The organism is Methanofollis aquaemaris (genome assembly GCF_017357525.1).
In the GTDB taxonomy this organism is placed as follows: Archaea; Halobacteriota; Methanomicrobia; order Methanomicrobiales; family Methanofollaceae; genus Methanofollis; species Methanofollis aquaemaris.
On the sequence record NZ_CP036172.1, the window covers coordinates 1,068,333 to 1,086,552 of the forward strand.

Here is an 18,220-nt window from a genome sequence, read left to right on the forward strand (position 1 = left end):
GGCCAATCGTATCGCTTAAAAAATAAAATAACCTGCCCCACAACATAGAAAATCCGATCATCCATAGAATAGAAACAATTCCCTTTTAAATATCAAAAACAAAATCCAGACTATTATCTAATAACGGTGATCTTTTGTCTACCGAAGATAACAAAAAAGACCTACAGGAAATACTGGGAGAATATGCAGACCCCAGGCCCTCTGCACTGATAGAGTCACTGAGGGCCTTTGGATATGATCTAAAAACATCCATTGCGGATCTGATTGACAACAGCATATCAGCACATGCAAAAAATATCTATGTTGATTTTTATTATAACGGCTTCGATTCATCCGTTACCATCACAGATGACGGCATCGGAATGACGCTTGAAGGTCTTGTCAATGCCATGAGGCCCGGTTCCTTCAGTCCGCTTGAGGTCAGAAAACCTGAAGATCTTGGGAGATTTGGTCTGGGCTTAAAAACGGCCTCATTTTCCCAGTGTCGGCGGACAACAGTTTTTTCAAAAATAGAAGGATCTACTGGCAATGCCAGAACATGGGATCTTGACACGGTAATTGCAGGAAACAAATGGCAACTTATTATACCTAATTCATCTGGTGAGATCAGAGAATTTTCAAGAATCAGAAATTTTAATTCAGGAACTGTGGTATTATGGGAAAAAACAGACCGAATATCGTCCGGAATGGAAACCGAATGCGCAAATGATCTCAACCGTTTCAACGATATGATCGATGAGGTTTCTGAACATCTTTCAATGACATTTCACAGATTCCTGGAGGGACACGGGAAAATAAACATATTCATAAATGGAAATCCAGTAGAGCCCTGGGATCCATTTCTGTCATCACATCCCTCAACCCAGGAAATTACAGATGAACCCATTCCCCTAAGCAAAGAAATTGTTAATATTACGCCTTATGTCCTCCCCCACCATTCAAGAATCACCGATGAAGAGCATGAAAGATCTTCAGGACCTAAAGGATGGAACGATCAGCAGGGATTCTACATATACCGCAACAGAAGGCTTCTCGTATCAGGAAGCTGGCTTAATCTTGGATTTAAAAAGGAAGAACATTACAAACTCGCGAGAATAAAGGTTGACATTCCTAATTCACTTGATAGCCAGTGGCAGATTGATGTAAAAAAGGCAGTTGCCCGTCCCCCCCCACAGATAAGAGATGATCTCAAAAGGCTGGCAAGACTGACCCGTAAAAGGGCATCGGACATATACCGGCACAGAGGAAAAATCATTGCAAGAACACAGTCTGGAAATGATACATTCATGTGGGAAATAATAACGAAAAACAGAAAACCCACATACAAAATCAACAGAAAACATCCGCTTGTCAGTGATCTCCTGAATGACGATTCAGTGAATCACACAAAAATCAGACAGTTATTAAAAGGCATTGAGGAGACCGTTCCTATCAGTGCAATAATACTGAAAAATTCTGAGAATCCAGACAGTATTTCAGCACCTTTTGAGCATTCCAGCGAAGATGAGATTTATGGATACATTGATGTATTCTATTTGGCTTTGAAAAAAAGAGGTTTTACGGATTCGGCTATCCTGGAAAAACTCAGATTTCACGAAGAATTCAGGGATTATCAGGATCTGATTGACATCTACTTTGAAAAGAGGCGTAAAAATGAATGATGTAAAGAGAGGCACAAAACTGGTTCGAGATCTGATCGAGGATAAAATAAAGGAAGGTTTGCTTAAAAGAGAAGATATTGCAGAAGCAATTGAGGACTTAATGCCTGTCCTGAAAAAAATGTTTGACTGGGACGAGGGAAAAATAAGGGATACACTCCAACGTGAAGTAGAAAGCCAGACAAATACCTGGCTTGTGGAAAACGCTGCGGTTCTTGAAAATGATGAAAACCACGCTCCATGGCTTGATGATAAACGTGGTAAACTGAACTGGGAGTTCTGGAACAGTTATATTGAGTACCTTCAGGATAAGGGGTGGAGCGGCACCCTGATAGAAAATCTTGACAATACAACAGATAATATCCTCAGGAGACTTGAAGATCCAGTTCGAGAAGGGAACTGGGATCGCCGTGGAATGGTTGTCGGTGAGATACAATCCGGAAAAACCTCAAATTATATCGGGCTTGCATGTAAGGCATTTGATGCAGAATATAAACTGGTAATAATTCTCGCAGGCATACACAACAGTCTTAGAAGTCAGACACAGATACGTGTCAATGAGGGTATTATAGGGAGCAATACCATTTCAGGGATAGATGATCCTGACTCACAAAAAAGAACAGGAGTTGGACTACTTCCGGGCTATGATTATAAGAAGAGACCCGGAACCCTGACTTCTATCGAAGACAATGGCGATTTTTCAAAAAAGGTCATGAAAAGCGCCGGCATAAAACCTGGCCAGATGCCATTGATTCTGGTTGTCAAAAAAAATGTGACATCACTTAAAAATATAAAAAACTGGGCCCTTTCCGAGGCGCAACGTGTTGAAACAGGGGAAAAAATTCTCCGGGATGTACCTCTTCTTCTGATAGATGATGAGGCTGACAACGCCTCAATAGATACAAATAAGATCCCCGATGCTGAACCAGATGAAGAGTCAGATGAGGAGTATGAACCGACAAGGATAAATGGACTAATAAGAGGAATTCTTCACAGTTTTGAAAAATCTTCATATGTTGGATATACCGCAACACCCTTTGCAAATATATTCATATATCCCGTTAAATACCTCACAAAGTACGGAAGAGATCTGTTCCCGAGGAATTTTATCATCAGTCTTCCCACCCCTTCAAATTATATAGGTCCTGAAAAAGTATTCGGTTTCGATGACGACCCGGAGACCGGCATTGAAGGGCAGGACGGGCTCCCACTTGTAATCCCAGTACATGACAGCGCGGATTACATACCTTCAATTCATAAAAGTGATCATTATATCAGTGAAATTCCTGAATCCCTCAAAAAAGCGGTAAAATATTTTATTCTTTCCTGTACTGCAAGAACAGTCCGTGGACATCCGAATGAACATAATTCCATGCTTGTACATGTTACAAGATATATCAATGTGCAAACACGAATAGGAGTATTGGTGGAATCAGAGCTCAGAGCAGTTCAACAGAAACTAAAATACGGAACCGGCCGGAACTCCGAGAATATTCTTGAAGAATTCCATGAGATATGGGAGACAGATTTTGTCCCGGTTACAAGGACTGTTATAGAAAAAACAGGCGATGCTGCAATCTCCGAAGTGTCCTGGGATGAAATAAAAGAGCATATTGTCCCTGTGGCATTAAAAATACGGATAATCATTGCAAACAGTTCTTCAAAAGACGTTCTTGAGTATAGAAACCATGAGAAAGTCGGGCTATCAGCGATCATAATTGGAGGAGACAGACTATCCCGAGGGCTGACACTTGAAGGTCTTACGATCAGTTACTATCTCCGTTCAACCCATATGTACGATACTCTTATGCAGATGGGAAGGTGGTTTGGTTATCGTCCCGGATATCTTGACCTCTGCCGGATTTTTACAACAAGCGAACTGATAGAATGTTACCGCCATATAGCCCTTGCAGGAAAGGAACTGCGTGAAGAATTTATTCATATGGCAGACACAGGCGCAACCCCTGAGGACTACGGCCTGCGGGTACGAACGCACCCGGGAAATATGATAGTTACAAGCGTTAACAAGATGCGTTACGGTGAAAAGATGAGGCTTTCGTATGCCGGAACAGTCAGCGAAAGTGTGGTGTATTTTAGAGACAGGAATCAAAATGAGAAAAACATAAAATCAACAGGGGATTTCATTACAGAACTTAACAGTGGCAGGGATTTCAGTAATATGAAAAAATATTACCTCTGGAGAAATATTCCCGCTGAAGATGTCATATCATATATGGACTCCATTAAGACACATCCGCATTCATATAAGGCAAATTCGTCCCTGATATCAAAATATATTAAAAAGGCATCGGCAAAGGGTGAACTAACCTCATGGACCATTGTACTGATGAACAGCGGAAACGGGGATAAAATAAAAATCGGGGATTACGAGGTAAAATCAGTAATCCGTTCACGTCTCAACACTGAAGACACATCTTCGGATAAGTATACAATACGCCGTCTGATATCAACCCGTGACGAATGGCTCGATATGGATGAACCAGTCCGGAAAAACATCATGGCCATGACAGTGGAAGCCTGGAAAAATGGGAAAATAAAATCAAAAGAAGCACCAGAGATCCCTTCGGGCAGGATTATTCGCGAAAAAAGGGATAAATCAAGCGGACTGCTTCTCATATATCCTGTTGATCTTCGTGAGGGCAATAAAATACTTGTCCACACTACTGGATTTGCGGTAAGTTTTCCATACAGCAAAACCGCTCCAGACATTGAATACATCGTAAACAAGATCTACTGGGATAATGAGGTTCTTGATGGAGGATATTGATTCAGTCTGGAACATTCTCTGTTCCGATGCAAAATCCGGGCACTTACAGGGAACTGCACGCCGTCTTCTCAACCCCGAAGGATGTTGTCCCGTGTATGCAGGCGTAAGATCTTCTGACCTTTCAAGGATAATTTTTTTTAATGTAGGTAAGGAAAATCTTCCGTCCAGAAATAGATTTTCTCAGACCCGCGCAATGGAGGTATATTCAGGGAAAATCCCCGGGGATAATTCATATGCAGTGTGCCTCATTCTCAGAGATAAGAGTTTTTCGGATCTCTTCTCAGTACTGGCAGTAGATATTGTCAGTGAGATTCAGGATGAACCGGGTGAAAAAGCAGCAGTAAAGAGATTTGTCCGGAGAATTAATACCTGGATATCATTCTTCGAAAAATTCGGCAATTCGGGGCTTACACCTGAAAAGGTAAGGGGCCTTTATGGTGAATTATGGTTCATAAGACAATACCTTCTTTCCAGCAAGGATCGTTATAAAAAAATAAGAGGCTGGACAGGTCCAGATGGTACACCGCATGATTTTCAGTTTGGAAAAACCGCTTTTGAAGTAAAGACAACTGCAACAAAAAAACCGTGGAAAGTCAAAATCTCCAATGAAATACAACTTGATGATTCAGGAATCGAAAATCTCTTTCTCTATCACCTGGCACTGAGAGAGATCGAAGGGGGCGCTCCGACACTTCCAGACCTTGTCGATGAAATACTGGATAATTTAAAATATACTCCTGAGATCCGTGGATATTTATTGGATATGCTGTTAAAAGCAGGTTATATGGAGGCTCAAAAAGATCATTATATCCATAAAGGATTTATAATATATGAAGAAAATTTTTATAGAATCTGTGATGGATTTCCAAGGCTTACAGGCAAGGATCTCCCTGAGGGAACCGGAGATATTAATTATAGTGTCTCTCTGGCATCTGCAGGCAGTTTTATAACCGAAAAAGAAAAGATAGACAATATATTGGGGAAATTAAGTAATGATATTTAATCTGACTCATCTCAACTCATTCTGCAGCGACTTCAGACAGGATGTCATCAGGGGATCTGAAGAGGACGGGAGCACACATGAGGACAAATTCACCGAACTCATAATGGATGCACTCGAAGAGGCAGATGAGACAGAAAATGCCGTGGTCTGTTACCACAAAAAGACCGGAATAAAGGTAAACGGTTATGGAGTAAATGATTCCGGCGACATTCTGGATCTATTTATCTCAGAATATTCCGGCCAGTCGCCACCGGGCAGCATTCCTAAATCCGACATTAGATTGGCATTCAGACGTGTTGAAAAATTCTTTGAAAAATGTCTGGATGGTTACTACAGATCTCTTGAAGAAGCACAGCCGGTCTATGATCTTTCAGACAGAATATACAGATTCAGCAGTGAATTAAGAAAAATAAGATTTTTTCTTCTGACTGATAAAACATCAAGACTTGAAGAGATTAAAGACAAGGAACAGGGAGATTTTGTATATACATACCAGGTGTGGGATATCAACAGGTATCACAAACTTGTTAGTTCAGGAAGAAGCAGGGAATCCATAATAATAAAAATAAAGGAAGATTTTGACAGCTCTCTGCCCTGCCTGGATGAAGGCGGTAAAAATCCAGTTTATACCTCTTATCTTGCAGTAATACCCGGGAAGACACTTGTTAGCCTGTACGATGAATACGGCCCAAGACTGCTTGAAAGGAATGTACGATCATACCTTCAGGTAAGAGGAAAGGTCAATAAAGGCATCCGGAACACTGTTCTAAACGATCCTGAAATGTTTCTTGCATACAACAACGGTCTTTCAACCACTGCCGAAGAGGTAACAACAGAAGTTATCGGAGGCAGGACATACATTACAGAGATTCGCGATTTTCAGATTGTCAACGGTGCACAGACCACCGCAACAATACATGATACATATGTGAAGAACAAAGATAAGGTTGATCTTCAGTATATTAATATTCCCATGAAACTGACAGTTTTGAAAGACAGTTCTCAATTAAATGAGATTGTTCCCAGAATATCACAGTACTCAAATACACAGAATAAAATAGATATGGCGGATTTTTCGTCAAACCATCCGTTCCACATAAAAATGGAGGAACTTTCTGGAAGGATTCGGGCTCCTTCTCGGGAAGGTATCCAGCTTGAATCATACTGGTTCTATGAGAGAGTCAGGGGCCAGTACCTGAATAAAAGAAATAGGGAAGTTACACCTGCAAAAAAGAAACTTTTTGATAAGATCTATCCCAAGAGTCAGAAAATTGAAAAGACAGAACTTCCAGTTTTTGAGCATACCTGGCAGATGCGACCCTATGATGTCAGTCTCGGCAAACAAAAAAATTATAAACTTTTCATGGACGAGATGGCATCCAGAAGTGTCATTGAACCAGATGAAAAATATTTTATCGGCGCCGTTGCAAAGGCAATACTTTACAGGACAACGTATTCAATTGTCCGGAGGGAACTTGAAGGGGGATATAGGCCCAATATTGTAACTTATTCCATTGCTTATCTGAATTATAAAACCGGTAGTAAAATCAATCTCGAAAAAATCTGGAAGGAACAGGATATCTGTCCTGAACTCCGGGATGTCCTCTCCCAACTTGTAAAGGATATACAGCAGTTTATTATAACCGCTCCAGAGGGCAAAAATGTCACTGAATTCTGTAAAAAAAAGGAATGCTGGGATAAACTTTGTCAGGGAAATATTGAGTTAGCTGAAGGGGTCAGGGCGGCGTTTTCAGATGCTGAAAAACCAAATAAATCAGGGATAACAGCAAGTATTCCATTCAGCAGTGTTTCCCCGGAAGAATGGAAAAAAATTGAAGTTTGGGGCCTTCAAACAAGTTATCTTAACTCTAAACAGCGTAATATTGCAAAAAAGATCTTTTCAAATATGAAGGCAGGCAGATACTGTTCTCCTGATCTTATGCTTGAAGCCCTGGCTGTAATTAACATCGCCAAAAATATGGGTTTTAATTTTTCCTCGTACAGTACGTCCAGAAAAGATGAATCTGAAAAATACAATATTTTTAGTGAAGAACCTGCAAAATCAAATTCAGAATCCACCCCGGTATCCCCGGTTGAATCCTCAGGAATTTCCGATAAAATGATAGAAGCGGAGGTAATTCGGGTTCTGAAAAAGCATGGCGGCAAATGTAGAGTATCAGATTTGATCGGAGAACTGGAAAAAACATGGGATAGTCAGTTGACAGAATATGATCGTGAGATCTATGGGTCAGGTTATTCCAGATGGAGAGTCAGGGTTACGGGAATGAAAAATCATCTGATTGAGAATAAAATTCTGAAGAAGCACTCAGAGAATGGAATCTGGGTTCTGAATCCGCGTTATGGCCCTGGAAAGATAACCGGCCCAGAAAAAATAAACGATAAACCAGAGTTGATAAAAGATAAGTATGGAAAAATACTGAACACAGGCATTTCAGATGAAAAGATCGAAGAGGATATTGTCCGTGTTCTTAAAATGCACGGTGGTGCCACACAACTTTCCACTCTTCTTTCTGAACTTGAGGATGTTTGGGGCGGAGTTTTAACCCCGGTGGATCTTGAGAAAAGTAAGACAGGATATGTCAGATGGCGAACAAGGGTTTCCACAAAAAAGAATAACCTGATTAAAAAAGGAATCCTTGATAAAAATCGTCAGTCCGGGATCTGGAAGCTTGATAAGAGGACATATAATGATTCAGTTAAGGTAACTGAGGGATTTTTGTCTGAGGATTCAGTGCATGCTCATGATTAAAGTAAAAGGAAAAGACACTCTTTTAGAAGATATGACAAAAAATACCCGATGTCAGGAAGGGAATAAATTGTACGATTAATCCTCCCTGACCTGCACCCCTTCCAGGTAATACCTGCACATCTCCTTTAACGGACACTCCTGATGAAGAGGAACCTGTGCTCTGCAGATCGCAGCGGTAAAATCCAGGATTGCAAAGAGAAGTCGTCCCGGATCTTCCACAGAAAAAAGATCTTCTGCGATGGTTCTGACATCCCTCTTTCTTCTGATCTCACCGGTGAGATGTAATCCATAGAATCTGTTGATAAACCTCGCAATGTTTGAATCAATAACCGGATGCGACTTTCCATAACATATGGTGAGGATTGCTCCAGCCACATACTCTCCGACTCCCGGAATTTCTCTCAATCCATTCTCTGTTTCAGGGAACTTTCCTCCAGATTCCCTGACGATGTATCGGGCTGCCTCGATGAAGTGTGCTGAACGCCAGTGAAGCCCGAGGTGTTCCGTCACCAGCCGGACATCAGAAATATTCGCCTGTGCAAGGCTGAAAACATCCGGATAATGAAGGATAAACTCAGTATATACTGGAACAACCTGATCTGCCCGCGTTCTATGCAGCATGAATTCAGCAATCATGACCCTGTAAGGATCACGAGTGTGACGCCAGAGATAGTCCCTGAAATGTTCAGCTCCCCACTCCTGCAGCTGTCTCTGTATTTCTCCTGCATCTACAGATTTCATCATACTCAACACCTGCAATTCAGATATATTTCCGACTCTCAATCATTTCCCGAATGACCCGGGCCATCTTCTGTGCCGCGATGGGGCTGACGGCATTGGCAACCATCTGATACCTTATGCTCAGGCCCATACCTGCGGGAAACCGGAAATCTGCAGGAAAACCCATGATCTCCATGGTTTCCCGCACCGATAATACTCGCAGCGGGAAGTTTCCCTCTCCAGCCCTGGGATGGAGAATGTAGGTCTTCATAATGTTGCCAAAGGAGGGAGCATACCCATCATACTCCAACTTTGACCACCCATATTTGCCTGAATCATAATATTCCCGATACCGGTCTATTGTATTGAGGTGTGGCCATTCGTGATCGGGAACCTTTCCCTCTGCGTACCCTTCATATTTTTCGATTGCCTGGCCAACGGTGATTGGTTGCTCCTTTAAACGGTCCATGCGAATGAAAAAATCCTTTGCATCTAGTCCGAAATCTCTGAAGCCTACTGTGAATAGTCGCCGTCTTTTCGTTGCCGCCCCGAAATCGAGATATTTCAACGATTGTGAGGCTACGCTATATCCTTCTCTTTTGACCTTTTTTATGAGCGATCGAAAGCCTTCGTCGCTCCCCATAGGGGGTACATTCTCCATCAGGAAAGCATGGGGTCTGAGTTCGATCACATGGTCGAAGAATCGTTCGAGAAGCCGATAATCCGGATGGAGCGATCCCCGCTTCCGTGTGTTGATACTCGACCAGGGGCGACATGGAGGACCACCCATCACAACATCAAATGTCCCGGGAACCGAGCCCAAGGTGAGATCGGCCTCAATACATTCACCAATATCATTGGTTGAAAATATATCTGCAGAGTACTGATTGATGTCAGCACCTGTTACAGAAAATCCGTCGTCTCTAAATCCCAGTGAGAGCCCGCCAGCGCCACAGAATAGGTCAAGTGCTCTCATTATTTCACCATTATCCAGTTTGTGAACCAGATCATGTTTTCAATCTACAACCTTTTGTATCATTTTTTTAATTTCCCGGGCGATTCCTTCGGCCATTAGAGGGGGAACCGCGTTTCCTATCTGAACATATTGTGCAGTCCGTGGCCCTTCAAAGAGATAGTTGTCAGGGAATGACTGGATACGAGCAGCCTCACGCACTGTAAGAGAACGGGCCTGACTTATATCTGGATGAATGAAAAAATGCCCATCTTTCGAGAGATGAGCGACAATTGCATGTGAAAGTCCATCTCCATCGACAACCTTGAATCGATCCAGGAATGAAGATTGATTGGCATGTGTCTTCAGGTTTTCAGGTAGTTCATTATAACGCAGCCGCTTTTTACTGTCATTCCACATCCTGATCGCAGTTCGATATATCTCACGATCTCTGTCATTATGATTTCTTGCAATGTGGTGACGGACATATCTATGATTGTTACGGATATGGGATCTCTTGAGGTACCCAGAGGGCCGGCCGACCCTGTATCTCTGTGGTCCATCCGTTCCTTCCCCGGGTTCGAGTTCACGAAGGTCTTTCAGTACATCCCAGATTTTATACCGGGGTTCAGCGATTTCGAACCCAGGATAGGTAAGATCATGATCTTTCTTCCATCCTATGAATATGATACGTTTTCTGTTCTGCAGAACTCCAAAATCCCGTGCATTCAGGATCTTAGGCTCTGGAGGAGTATAATATCCAAGACTTTTAATCCGCTCCAAGAAATCAGAGTAAATCTCTCCATTTCTAGCGCTTATCAGACCCGGTACGTTTTCAAAAACAAATATTTCAGGTTTAAATTCATCGATGAATCGTAAGTAGTGAATATAGAGGTGATTCCTAGGATCATTCCGCATTTTATTCAAATCTCGCGCTCTCCCTATCAGAGAATATGCCTGACAGGGTGGACCACCTATGATAACATCGACGTTGTTTCGATTCAGGTCATCAAGACGAGCATGGACATCGGCTATAGTTTTATCCAGTGTTTCTACAGATAGTTCACGGTCTATGATTCCAGTGTCCGAAACATCCAGTGATTTACACTCTTCAAGGAATTCATCACGGGAAATTTCCTGATCATAATACTGATAATAGATGTCCTGCTGCCCTTTTTCAACAAGAGCATGGAACAAGGTCCGGGTTTCAAGCGTCCGCGCTGCATGGACGTTCATCTCGATGTGGGAAACGATATTGAAATCATTCCGAAAAAATCCCTCGGTGAGTCCACCTGCACCTGCAAACATATCCAGGACTATTTTTTTTGACACCACCGATTTCTCACCTGCAAACGAATATTACTATGAATTAATCAATTGTTATAATCTGTTTCTGAAAATCAAAAAAGATTTCCTTTCTTTTGCTATAGAATAGAAATTGATAATGTCCCCCTCATTTTTTGTTGAAAAAATCAGCAGTTGTCACTATTATTAAATCCAGAAAATGGCAGCATCCAGAACACTATCCGACATGGCCCGATAAAAATTCCGGAAACCTAAAATCAATCCCAGACCAGCAAGATCCAGGAGAGGAGAGCCACCCCTCCAGGGGGTCTCCCACTCACGCCAGCGCTGGCACGCCATCGGCCCGGGCCTCGCGGCGTTGTCGAGGATCACGGTCTTCACCGCGTTGAAGCCGACCTGTGTCGGCGTACAAAGGTCATTCGGGCTGGCATGGATCTCCGGCCCCCATGTTCCGGCACCGCCGCGGCCGTCCCACCCCAAACCTCACACACCCCTCCTCATCCCCCACCCCATCACACACAAACCCGCACTTCTCCAGCACCCGCACCGAAGCACCATTCCCCGCTTCCGCCTGCGCCACGACACGCACCACCTCAGGAAACCCAAACGCCCACGCCACCAGGGCGGCCACCGCCTCGGTCGCATACCCGCACCCCCGGTACGCCGGGAGAACCGCATACCCGATCTCCGCCTCGCCCTCAAGCGACGGCCGCCCGACAAACCCGCACGAACCGACGAGCACCCCCTCCGCGGAGATCACGTACCAGAGATTCCAGCCCACACTCTCAGGGTCATTCTTCAACCAGGAGAAAAAAATTGGGAGGGCGTCGGGGAGCGTCTCGGGCGGCCAGTCATCGGGGACGGCGGCGCCCAGCAGACCGGCAAGCGTCGGGGCGTCGGCGGCAAGGTGCGCCGCCGTGGCCGGGACCAGGCGGAGACGGGCGGTCTCGAACGCCTCACTCACTCCATCCCTCGGCCCGCAACCGCTCCTTCGCGCGTCCCACATACCCCTCGTCCGAATCCACGCAGACAAAGTGCCGCCCCGCCTGCAACGCCGCGATCCCCGTGCTCCCCGCCCCCGCAAACGGATCGAGGACCACGTCGCCCTTGAACGTATAGAGCTGGATGCAGCGGAACGGGAGTTCGACCGGGAACGGTGCCGGGTGGCCCACCTTCTTCGCCGAGACCGTCGGGAACGTCCAGATGCTCTTGGTCCACTCCAGGAACTGGTCCCTCGTGATCGTGTCCTCGCGCTCGCCCTTCTTGCGGGAGTACGTCCCCTTCGAGAAGACCAGGATATACTCGTGGACATCGCGCAGCGTCGGGTTCGAGGCCGAACACCAGCTCCCCCAGGCCGTCGAGATCCCCGCCCCGGTCGCCTTGTTCCAGATCACCTCGCCGCGCATCAGGAACCCCAGGTCGTGCATCACCGAGATGATATAACTGTGATACGGGATGTAGGGCTTTCTCCCGACATTCGCCACATTCACGCAGGCCCGCCCGCCAGGGACGAGCACCCGGTAGACCTCGGCAAAGACCGTGCGCAGGAGAGAAAGATACTCGTCGAGATCGAGGTCGTCGTCGTAGGTCTTGCCGACATTGTACGGCGGCGAGGTGACCATCAGGTGGACACTGTCGTCCGGGAGGAAGGAGAGATCCCTGCTGTCCTTGCAGATCACCTCATCGAGGCACTCCTCCGGCACCTCGTTCTCACCGGTCCCGCCCTGACTCCCCTCTCCCCCGGCCGCATAGATCCGCCGGCCGTAGAAGGCGCTTGCGTTATGACATTCCCGTTTCGAAACCCCGAACTCACTGGTCTCCGACTTCTTCCTCCCGAAGGTGACGCGCTGCCTGCACGTCGGGCAGGTGGTGGAGTACTTCGCCTTCCCGGTATATTCCCAGGAGAAACCGCATGCCGGACAGGTGAGATGCATCGATCACATCTTGGCTCCATCTGGTAATAGGAGTGCCGAAACGCCCCCGACAGATCCCGGGACCAGGGTGCGCCACCGGCCCCGATTTATAATAAATTATATATGGGGGAGGCGCCTCCATACCCCCGGAGGAACCATGCCAAAAGGGAAATTTGAGGTTTACCGGGACAAAGGAGACGAATACAGGTTCAGACTGAAGGCCTCAAACGGTCAGGTCATCGCCACCAGTCAGGGCTACAAGTCGAGGGAGTCATGCATGAAGGGGATAGAGAGCGTCAGAAACAATGCCCCGAATGCCGAGATCCTCGAACTGAGCGAGTGACTCTTTTAAAAAAAGATTATTTTTTGACCTTGCAGAAGAACCGGTCCATGATCTCGGGTGCCCGGTCCTTGAGACCGAAGCCGACGATGATCGCGATGGCGGCACCGATCCCGAGCGCCACACCCCATGCCAGCGGCCCGATGAAGATGTAGATGATCGTCAGGTCGAAGGCAAGCTGGGTCAGCGCGAGGATGATCACGACAAAGTACAGGAACAGCCTGATCAGAAGGATCATCGGCCCGATCAGAGAGATCTCCATATTCTCTCCATAGCGCTCCATCCAGTCCGCGAAGAAGTCGATGAGAATGATGCCGACCACCAGGATCAGGATGAAGGCCACGACATTCGGGATGTACGCGACGATGACGGCCATCGCCTTCGAGAGCGACTCGATCTGAAGGACATTCGTTGCCGCCATGATGGCGATGAGGTAGATGAAAATTCTCACCAGGATATCGAAGAGATGCACGATCGATAACCCGCTCTTCTCGATCGCGGCCCCTGGTTCTGTCTTCCTGAGGGCATCGTCCACCCCGATCTTGTCGAGGAAGACCGAGATCGCCTTGCCGAGCACCCGCCCGATGATCCATCCGATGATCAGGATGATGATGGCGGCGACGATGTTCGGCAGGAAGATCACGACTCCGCCGACCATCTCAGAGATCTGGGACATGATATCAACCATAAGACATCAGGCCCAAATTATAATATTTACATATATAATTTCCCTCGCCGCCTGATTCCTACCACTCCCGAAGAACCATGGCCGGAATGCCCGGTCTCATTCACCCGGCGATATCGGAGAGGAGATCGCTCAGGAAAGATCACGGAAATCGATACGAAACACACACCCTGCTTTTCCAGGGGGAGGGCGGAGAGCATGGCGTCCGGGGTGGGGCATGCCGCGGCGAGTGCTCCGCTCCGATCGGCGGCGCTGCTCGTCGAATATCGGAGCGCACGAAAAATGAGAGTTCATCCCATCCCGATCTCGATGACCGTCGGGTATTTCTGCATGATCGCATACACGATCGTGTTCGAGACCCAGAGTTTCCCTTCCCGCATCTGGCGCATCTCGCTCAGTTCGCCGAGTGCCTGCAAGGCCCTGAACGCGGTTTCGTCCCTGAGATAATAACTGTCCGTGACGTCGAGCGTGGAATAGAAGGTGATCGGGATCATGAGGCGGCCGTGGACCTTCTCGGGCAGACGGTCGCCAAGCGTCCGGATCACCTCTCGATCAAAGGCATGCTCTTTTCCACCTTTCGTCACCGAGGACGGGGACGTCTCCGTGAGCAGTCGGGCAAGGGACTTCTTCTCGGCCACCAGCCCGTCTTTGATCCTGCCGACCTCCAGGGAGACCCATTTTTTGAGGACCGATTCCTCGCCGAGGTTGGGGCGGTATGACATCGATCCGCCGGATAGGAGCGTGGAGGTATATATCTTTGCCGGGGCGTGGTGAAGAGACAGGATCGGGGCCGGAGGAGATAAATTACCGTCAACGGGGAGTCCCTGTTCTCATCGTTTCACCGAGAGATAGACCGATATCGCCGCGATCAGTGCCCCGGTGCCCAGACTGAACTCAAGAATCGCGCCCTCGCCCCGCCAGGTCACGGCCTCGCCAAGGAAGAGGACGGCCAGGGCGATGACGACGACTCCCAGGAGTTTGGTCTTGAGGTCGTCGAGGGTGCGGATCTCCGCCCACCCGGGGAGGGGCGCCCTGGCGATGAAGAGTTCGTACAGTCCCAGAGAGATGATGTAAAAGACCGTGGCCACCAGAAAGGTGTCGATGACCTTGATGGAGATGGAGAGTATCTCGACCCGCGCCTCGGCACCGGCACTCCAGGCGACGAACATCTCGACGACCATGACGAGGGAGAGAAAAAAAACTGGAGATAAACAGGGTGACTGAGGTCAGGGCCGAACCGACCACTGCCAGGGTGAAGAGCACTCTGCCAGACGAGGCGATGACCCGCACACAGCACTCCGATGAAGCATTCCCCCACGGGTTGGTCGTCGGACGCTCTCCGTTGACCGGGCCTTCATCGCCTTGTCCACTCATCGCCCTCCCCCGCGGGCCGAACCGCAGGAGGGGCATGGGGACGGCAGGATATAAAACTCATCGCCGCGACGATCCCCGGAAGAGGAGATACGCAGCGTGAAGAAGAAATGCCTGAAAAGAGCCGCTGGAGGGATTCGAACCCTCGACCTGCTGATTACGAATCAGCCGCTATACCACTAAGCCACAGCGGCACGTCACCTCTATAGGTGCTCTCCTATGTTGGCGCCGCTGAATAATAAAGGTAGTTGTCGCCCCTCAGCCCTCCGGTCCCTCCCGTGGGTGTCCGGTCGGGAGAAGGAGAAAGAGCGCGACGAGGGCCGCCCCCATGAAAGCCGGGAAGAGAAGACTCTCGCGGAGCAGATACCCGGTCCAGAACCCGAAGATCAGCACCGCACTCGACGACATCGACGGCGGGGGCACGCTCCCGCCGGCACCGCGGTGGAAGACCCAGGCATAGAAGACCCCGGTGATCGCCCAGCCGACGAAGTTCACCACCGGGATCCCGTAATAGATCCCCAAGTTCTCCCAGGCCCAGAACCCGGCACTGACCGCCGCCGGGTCGAGGACGAGATCGGCGGCGACGAGGAGGAGGGCGCTTGCCGGGAGAAAACGGCGAAGAGTCGGTCCGACAAGGATCCCCGCCGCCGTGACAGCGCCCAGGAAGACCGGCGGGTACGCCACCCCCACGGTCCAGGGGACCAGCCCGAAGACCTTCCAGCCCAACGCGTCGGCGTACGCGAAAGAACCGTACGGCACGCCGGTCGCCACCGCCGCCGCCTCGACCAGGAGGGGGAGGACGGTCAGGACGCCGAGGAGCACCGCCCCCCGCCGCCACCCGAGCCATATGATGAGGGCGGCATAGGAGGGGAGGGCCATGAGGACGAGAAAGAGCACCGACGCCGCACCGCTCTCTGCTCCGAAGTCCACCAGGACGAGACCGACGAGGCCGAGGACCAGGGCGCCGAGGGCCGTCACCGCCCGCCATGCACGAATGTTCATCTCATTTTCTCCTAGATGGCCTTCGAGAGGGTGACGGCCGTAAAGGCCAGGCCCCCGAGGGCCGTGTTGACGAGCGGGAGGTACCAGTACACCGCATCAATGCGCATCCTCCTGGAGAGAAGAAGCGAGAGGGGAACCGCGGGGAAGAGGAGGACCGGCAGAGCGAGGAGCGAAAAACCCGCGAGCGCCATCACCAGGATCGCGAAGCCCGACCAGAAGAGCAGACAGAGAAGAAGCGACCGCCGCTCGCCGAGGAAGACCGCCGTCGTGGTAATCCCGGCCGCCCGGTCGCATTCGATGTCGGGCACCGCCGAGAAGAGGTGCATCGCGGCGATGTGCAGGTAGCCCGCGGCGACGAGGAGGGCCGGCGGGAACGTCCCCGCGGCCAGGAGATACCCGAAGATGCCGGGCATGATATAGAGCATGTTGGAGGAGAAGTCAAGGACCGGCACCTCTTTGAACCTGAGCGGCGGGGCGCTGTAGAAGTAGGAGAGAAAGAAGAAGAGCAGAAAAACGATCTTCTCCGCCGGAGTCTGCGAGACGAGGAGGAGGAGGCTGAACCCGGCGACGAAGAGGAGGACCGTCCCGAGGTCCCGGCGCTCGGCGTCGACGAGATAATGTTCCTTCTCCCCCTTCTTCTGGTTGAGACGGTCGGTCTCCCGGTCCCAGCGGTCGTTGACGCCGTAGATGAAGACGTTTGCCAGAAAGAAGAAGTACAGGAGATAGAGGGTGTATGCCGGCAGGAAGAAGGCCTTCCACGAGGCCATCCCCAGGGCGTAGCCGAGGACATAGGTGCCGCCGGTGTAGATCCAGAACCGCGGCCTGGAGACCGAATAGGCAAGGGCGAGGGGAGCGGTCACCCCGTCTCACCCCGCCCGGGCCGGGTGAGGACGAGAGCGTTGGCACAGGCGCGGCCGACCGCTCGCAGGGGCGAGGGCTTGACCTTCCGGCGGTAGACGACGAACGGGTCTTTTCTGATCTCTTCGGCCGTCCAGCGGTAGAGGTCTGAGGCCGTCTTCACCGGCACCAGGTACCTGAATGGGATGAACGCAAAGCCTGCCTCCCCCTCGCTCTGCCAGCGGGAGTAGCGCTCGACCTGCGCCCTGACAAACGAGGCGAAGGCATCGGGTGCGGCCGCGGTCGCTGCATGTTCGAGCGAGGAGAGATCGAAGGCCGCCAGTTCGTCCTGCGGGAAGTAGGTCCGGCCGAGCGCGAGGTCTTCTGCAATGTCCCTGATGAAGTTGATATATTGCATCGCCTTCCCGAGGGCGCGGGCGGCTTCGAGCGCCTCCCCGGAGAGGCCCATCACCCGCGCCATCATCAGCCCGACCACCTCAGACGATCCGTACAGATACTCCTCGAGGTCGGCGACGGTTGCATAGGTCGTCGTCCGGAGGTCGGACTCCATCGAACAGAGAAAGGCCTCCACCCATGCCGGTTCGATCCCTTTGCGCTCCATCAGGTCGACGAAGGCGTCAACGACGAGGTCGCCGCCCGGTTCGCCCCCGAGCGCTCCCAGGTACCGCTCCTTGAACGCAAAGTATTCGGCGGTCTGCTGGGGCATGGCGTCAACGAAGTCGTCGGCCGTCCTGACAAACGAGTACAGAAGAAAGACGTCCTCTCTCACCGGCCGCGGAAAAAAGAGCGTGCTGTAAAAGTACGTCGTGCTCCCGTGCCTGAAGATCCGGTAATGGGTGGGCGTGACCATGGCCT

Annotated in this window: 16 protein-coding genes, 1 tRNA gene and 1 pseudogene; 6 read left to right on the forward strand and 12 right to left on the reverse strand. The window is 49.4% G+C overall.

Translation table 11 applies throughout. The features are described from left to right. The first annotated feature begins 134 nt into the window (after window positions 1–134). The 4 genes from RJ40_RS05225 to RJ40_RS05240 are packed head-to-tail and all read left to right on the forward strand — an operon-like array spanning window position 135 to window position 8,219. A complete protein-coding gene (locus tag RJ40_RS05225; protein WP_265582297.1) occupies window positions 135–1,661 on the forward strand; it encodes an ATP-binding protein in 1,527 nt (508 codons plus the stop codon). Beyond that, window positions 1,654–4,446, forward strand: coding sequence for a Z1 domain-containing protein (locus tag RJ40_RS05230; RefSeq protein ID WP_265582298.1), 2,793 nt, complete (start codon window positions 1,654–1,656; stop codon window positions 4,444–4,446). The genes RJ40_RS05225 and RJ40_RS05230 overlap by 8 nt, the downstream gene beginning before the upstream one ends. Then, a complete protein-coding gene (locus RJ40_RS05235; RefSeq protein ID WP_265582299.1) occupies window positions 4,433–5,449 on the forward strand; it encodes a PD-(D/E)XK motif protein in 1,017 nt (338 codons plus the stop codon). Before RJ40_RS05230 ends, RJ40_RS05235 begins: the two co-directional genes overlap by 14 nt. Further along, the gene (locus RJ40_RS05240) at window positions 5,439–8,219 is read left to right on the forward strand and encodes an AIPR family protein (protein WP_265582300.1); all 2,781 of its coding nucleotides are present in this window, start codon (window positions 5,439–5,441) and stop codon (window positions 8,217–8,219) included. The genes RJ40_RS05235 and RJ40_RS05240 overlap by 11 nt, the downstream gene beginning before the upstream one ends. A gap of 75 nt (window positions 8,220–8,294) precedes the next feature. Here the strand turns inward: RJ40_RS05240 and RJ40_RS05245 are convergent, their stop codons facing one another. The 5 genes from RJ40_RS05245 to RJ40_RS05265 form a co-directional block, all read right to left on the reverse strand. Further along, on the reverse strand, window positions 8,295–8,963 hold the full coding sequence (locus RJ40_RS05245; protein ID WP_265582301.1) for an HhH-GPD family protein: 669 nt from the start codon (window positions 8,961–8,963) through the stop codon (window positions 8,295–8,297). Window positions 8,964–8,979: 16 nt separating this feature from the next. Beyond that, the gene (locus RJ40_RS05250) at window positions 8,980–9,915 is read right to left on the reverse strand and encodes a DNA cytosine methyltransferase (protein ID WP_265582302.1); all 936 of its coding nucleotides are present in this window, start codon (window positions 9,913–9,915) and stop codon (window positions 8,980–8,982) included. 39 nt (window positions 9,916–9,954) lie between these two features. Continuing rightward, the gene (locus RJ40_RS05255; RefSeq protein ID WP_265582303.1) at window positions 9,955–11,226 is read right to left on the reverse strand and encodes a DNA cytosine methyltransferase; all 1,272 of its coding nucleotides are present in this window, start codon (window positions 11,224–11,226) and stop codon (window positions 9,955–9,957) included. A 385-nt stretch (window positions 11,227–11,611) separates the two neighbouring features. Next, window positions 11,612–12,160, reverse strand: coding sequence for a GNAT family N-acetyltransferase (locus tag RJ40_RS05260; RefSeq protein WP_265582304.1), 549 nt, complete (start codon window positions 12,158–12,160; stop codon window positions 11,612–11,614). Then, complete coding sequence (locus tag RJ40_RS05265; RefSeq protein WP_265582305.1) at window positions 12,153–13,130, reverse strand: DNA-methyltransferase; 978 nt, start codon at window positions 13,128–13,130, stop codon at window positions 12,153–12,155. Before RJ40_RS05265 ends, RJ40_RS05260 begins: the two co-directional genes overlap by 8 nt. Before the next feature lie 136 nt (window positions 13,131–13,266). Between RJ40_RS05265 and RJ40_RS05270 the strand changes: the two genes are divergently transcribed. Further along, window positions 13,267–13,452, forward strand: coding sequence for a YegP family protein (locus RJ40_RS05270; protein WP_265582306.1), 186 nt, complete (start codon window positions 13,267–13,269; stop codon window positions 13,450–13,452). 16 nt (window positions 13,453–13,468) lie between these two features. On the opposite strand, the gene RJ40_RS05275 is transcribed toward RJ40_RS05270, so the two are convergent. The 3 genes and pseudogenes from RJ40_RS05275 to RJ40_RS05285 form a co-directional block, all read right to left on the reverse strand. Continuing rightward, window positions 13,469–14,125 carry a mechanosensitive ion channel family protein gene (locus tag RJ40_RS05275; protein ID WP_265582307.1) on the reverse strand — a complete coding sequence of 219 codons (657 nt, stop codon included), beginning with the start codon at window positions 14,123–14,125 and terminating at the stop codon, window positions 13,469–13,471. A 299-nt stretch (window positions 14,126–14,424) separates the two neighbouring features. Further along, window positions 14,425–14,856: a DUF61 family protein gene (locus RJ40_RS05280; RefSeq protein ID WP_265582308.1), complete on the reverse strand. Its 432-nt coding sequence runs from the start codon at window positions 14,854–14,856 to the stop codon at window positions 14,425–14,427. 108 nt (window positions 14,857–14,964) lie between these two features. Then, a pseudogene (locus RJ40_RS05285) lies at window positions 14,965–15,321 on the reverse strand (YqhA family protein); the annotation flags it as partial. Window positions 15,322–15,350: 29 nt separating this feature from the next. Between RJ40_RS05285 and RJ40_RS05290 the strand changes: the two are divergent. Further along, window positions 15,351–15,608, forward strand: a complete 258-nt coding sequence (locus RJ40_RS05290; RefSeq protein WP_265582309.1) for a hypothetical protein — start codon at window positions 15,351–15,353, stop codon at window positions 15,606–15,608. A 19-nt stretch (window positions 15,609–15,627) separates the two neighbouring features. Here the strand turns inward: RJ40_RS05290 and RJ40_RS05295 are convergent. From RJ40_RS05295 to RJ40_RS05310, 4 genes are all read right to left on the reverse strand, one after another. Continuing rightward, window positions 15,628–15,699 (reverse strand) — tRNA-Thr (locus RJ40_RS05295). Between the two features lie 64 nt (window positions 15,700–15,763). Further along, complete coding sequence (locus RJ40_RS05300) at window positions 15,764–16,507, reverse strand: carotenoid biosynthesis protein (RefSeq protein ID WP_265582310.1); 744 nt, start codon at window positions 16,505–16,507, stop codon at window positions 15,764–15,766. Window positions 16,508–16,518: 11 nt separating this feature from the next. After that, window positions 16,519–17,367 (reverse strand): prenyltransferase, encoded by an 849-nt coding sequence (locus tag RJ40_RS05305; RefSeq protein WP_265582311.1) that lies wholly within the window; start codon window positions 17,365–17,367, stop codon window positions 16,519–16,521. After that, window positions 17,364–18,215, reverse strand: a complete 852-nt coding sequence (locus RJ40_RS05310; RefSeq protein WP_265582312.1) for a phytoene/squalene synthase family protein — start codon at window positions 18,213–18,215, stop codon at window positions 17,364–17,366. Before RJ40_RS05310 ends, RJ40_RS05305 begins: the two co-directional genes overlap by 4 nt. Between the last annotated feature and the right edge of the window lie 5 nt (window positions 18,216–18,220).

What these genes read in the sequence shown, in the direction of transcription:
- RJ40_RS05230 (WP_265582298.1), top strand. Translation starts at nt 1,654, where the DNA reads ATGAATGATGTAAAGAGAGGCACAAAACTGGTTCGAGATCTGATCGAG.
- RJ40_RS05235 (WP_265582299.1), top strand. Translation starts at nt 4,433, where the DNA reads ATGGAGGATATTGATTCAGTCTGGAACATTCTCTGTTCCGATGCAAAA.
- RJ40_RS05240 (WP_265582300.1), top strand. Translation starts at nt 5,439, where the DNA reads ATGATATTTAATCTGACTCATCTCAACTCATTCTGCAGCGACTTCAGA.
- RJ40_RS05245 (WP_265582301.1), bottom strand. Translation starts at nt 8,963, where the DNA reads ATGATGAAATCTGTAGATGCAGGAGAAATACAGAGACAGCTGCAGGAG.
- RJ40_RS05250 (WP_265582302.1), bottom strand. Translation starts at nt 9,915, where the DNA reads ATGAGAGCACTTGACCTATTCTGTGGCGCTGGCGGGCTCTCACTGGGA.
- RJ40_RS05265 (WP_265582305.1), bottom strand. Translation starts at nt 13,130, where the DNA reads ATGCATCTCACCTGTCCGGCATGCGGTTTCTCCTGGGAATATACCGGG.
- RJ40_RS05270 (WP_265582306.1), top strand. Translation starts at nt 13,267, where the DNA reads ATGCCAAAAGGGAAATTTGAGGTTTACCGGGACAAAGGAGACGAATAC.
- RJ40_RS05275 (WP_265582307.1), bottom strand. Translation starts at nt 14,125, where the DNA reads ATGTCCCAGATCTCTGAGATGGTCGGCGGAGTCGTGATCTTCCTGCCG.
- RJ40_RS05280 (WP_265582308.1), bottom strand. Translation starts at nt 14,856, where the DNA reads ATGTCATACCGCCCCAACCTCGGCGAGGAATCGGTCCTCAAAAAATGG.
- RJ40_RS05300 (WP_265582310.1), bottom strand. Translation starts at nt 16,507, where the DNA reads ATGAACATTCGTGCATGGCGGGCGGTGACGGCCCTCGGCGCCCTGGTC.
- RJ40_RS05310 (WP_265582312.1), bottom strand. Translation starts at nt 18,215, where the DNA reads ATGGTCACGCCCACCCATTACCGGATCTTCAGGCACGGGAGCACGACG.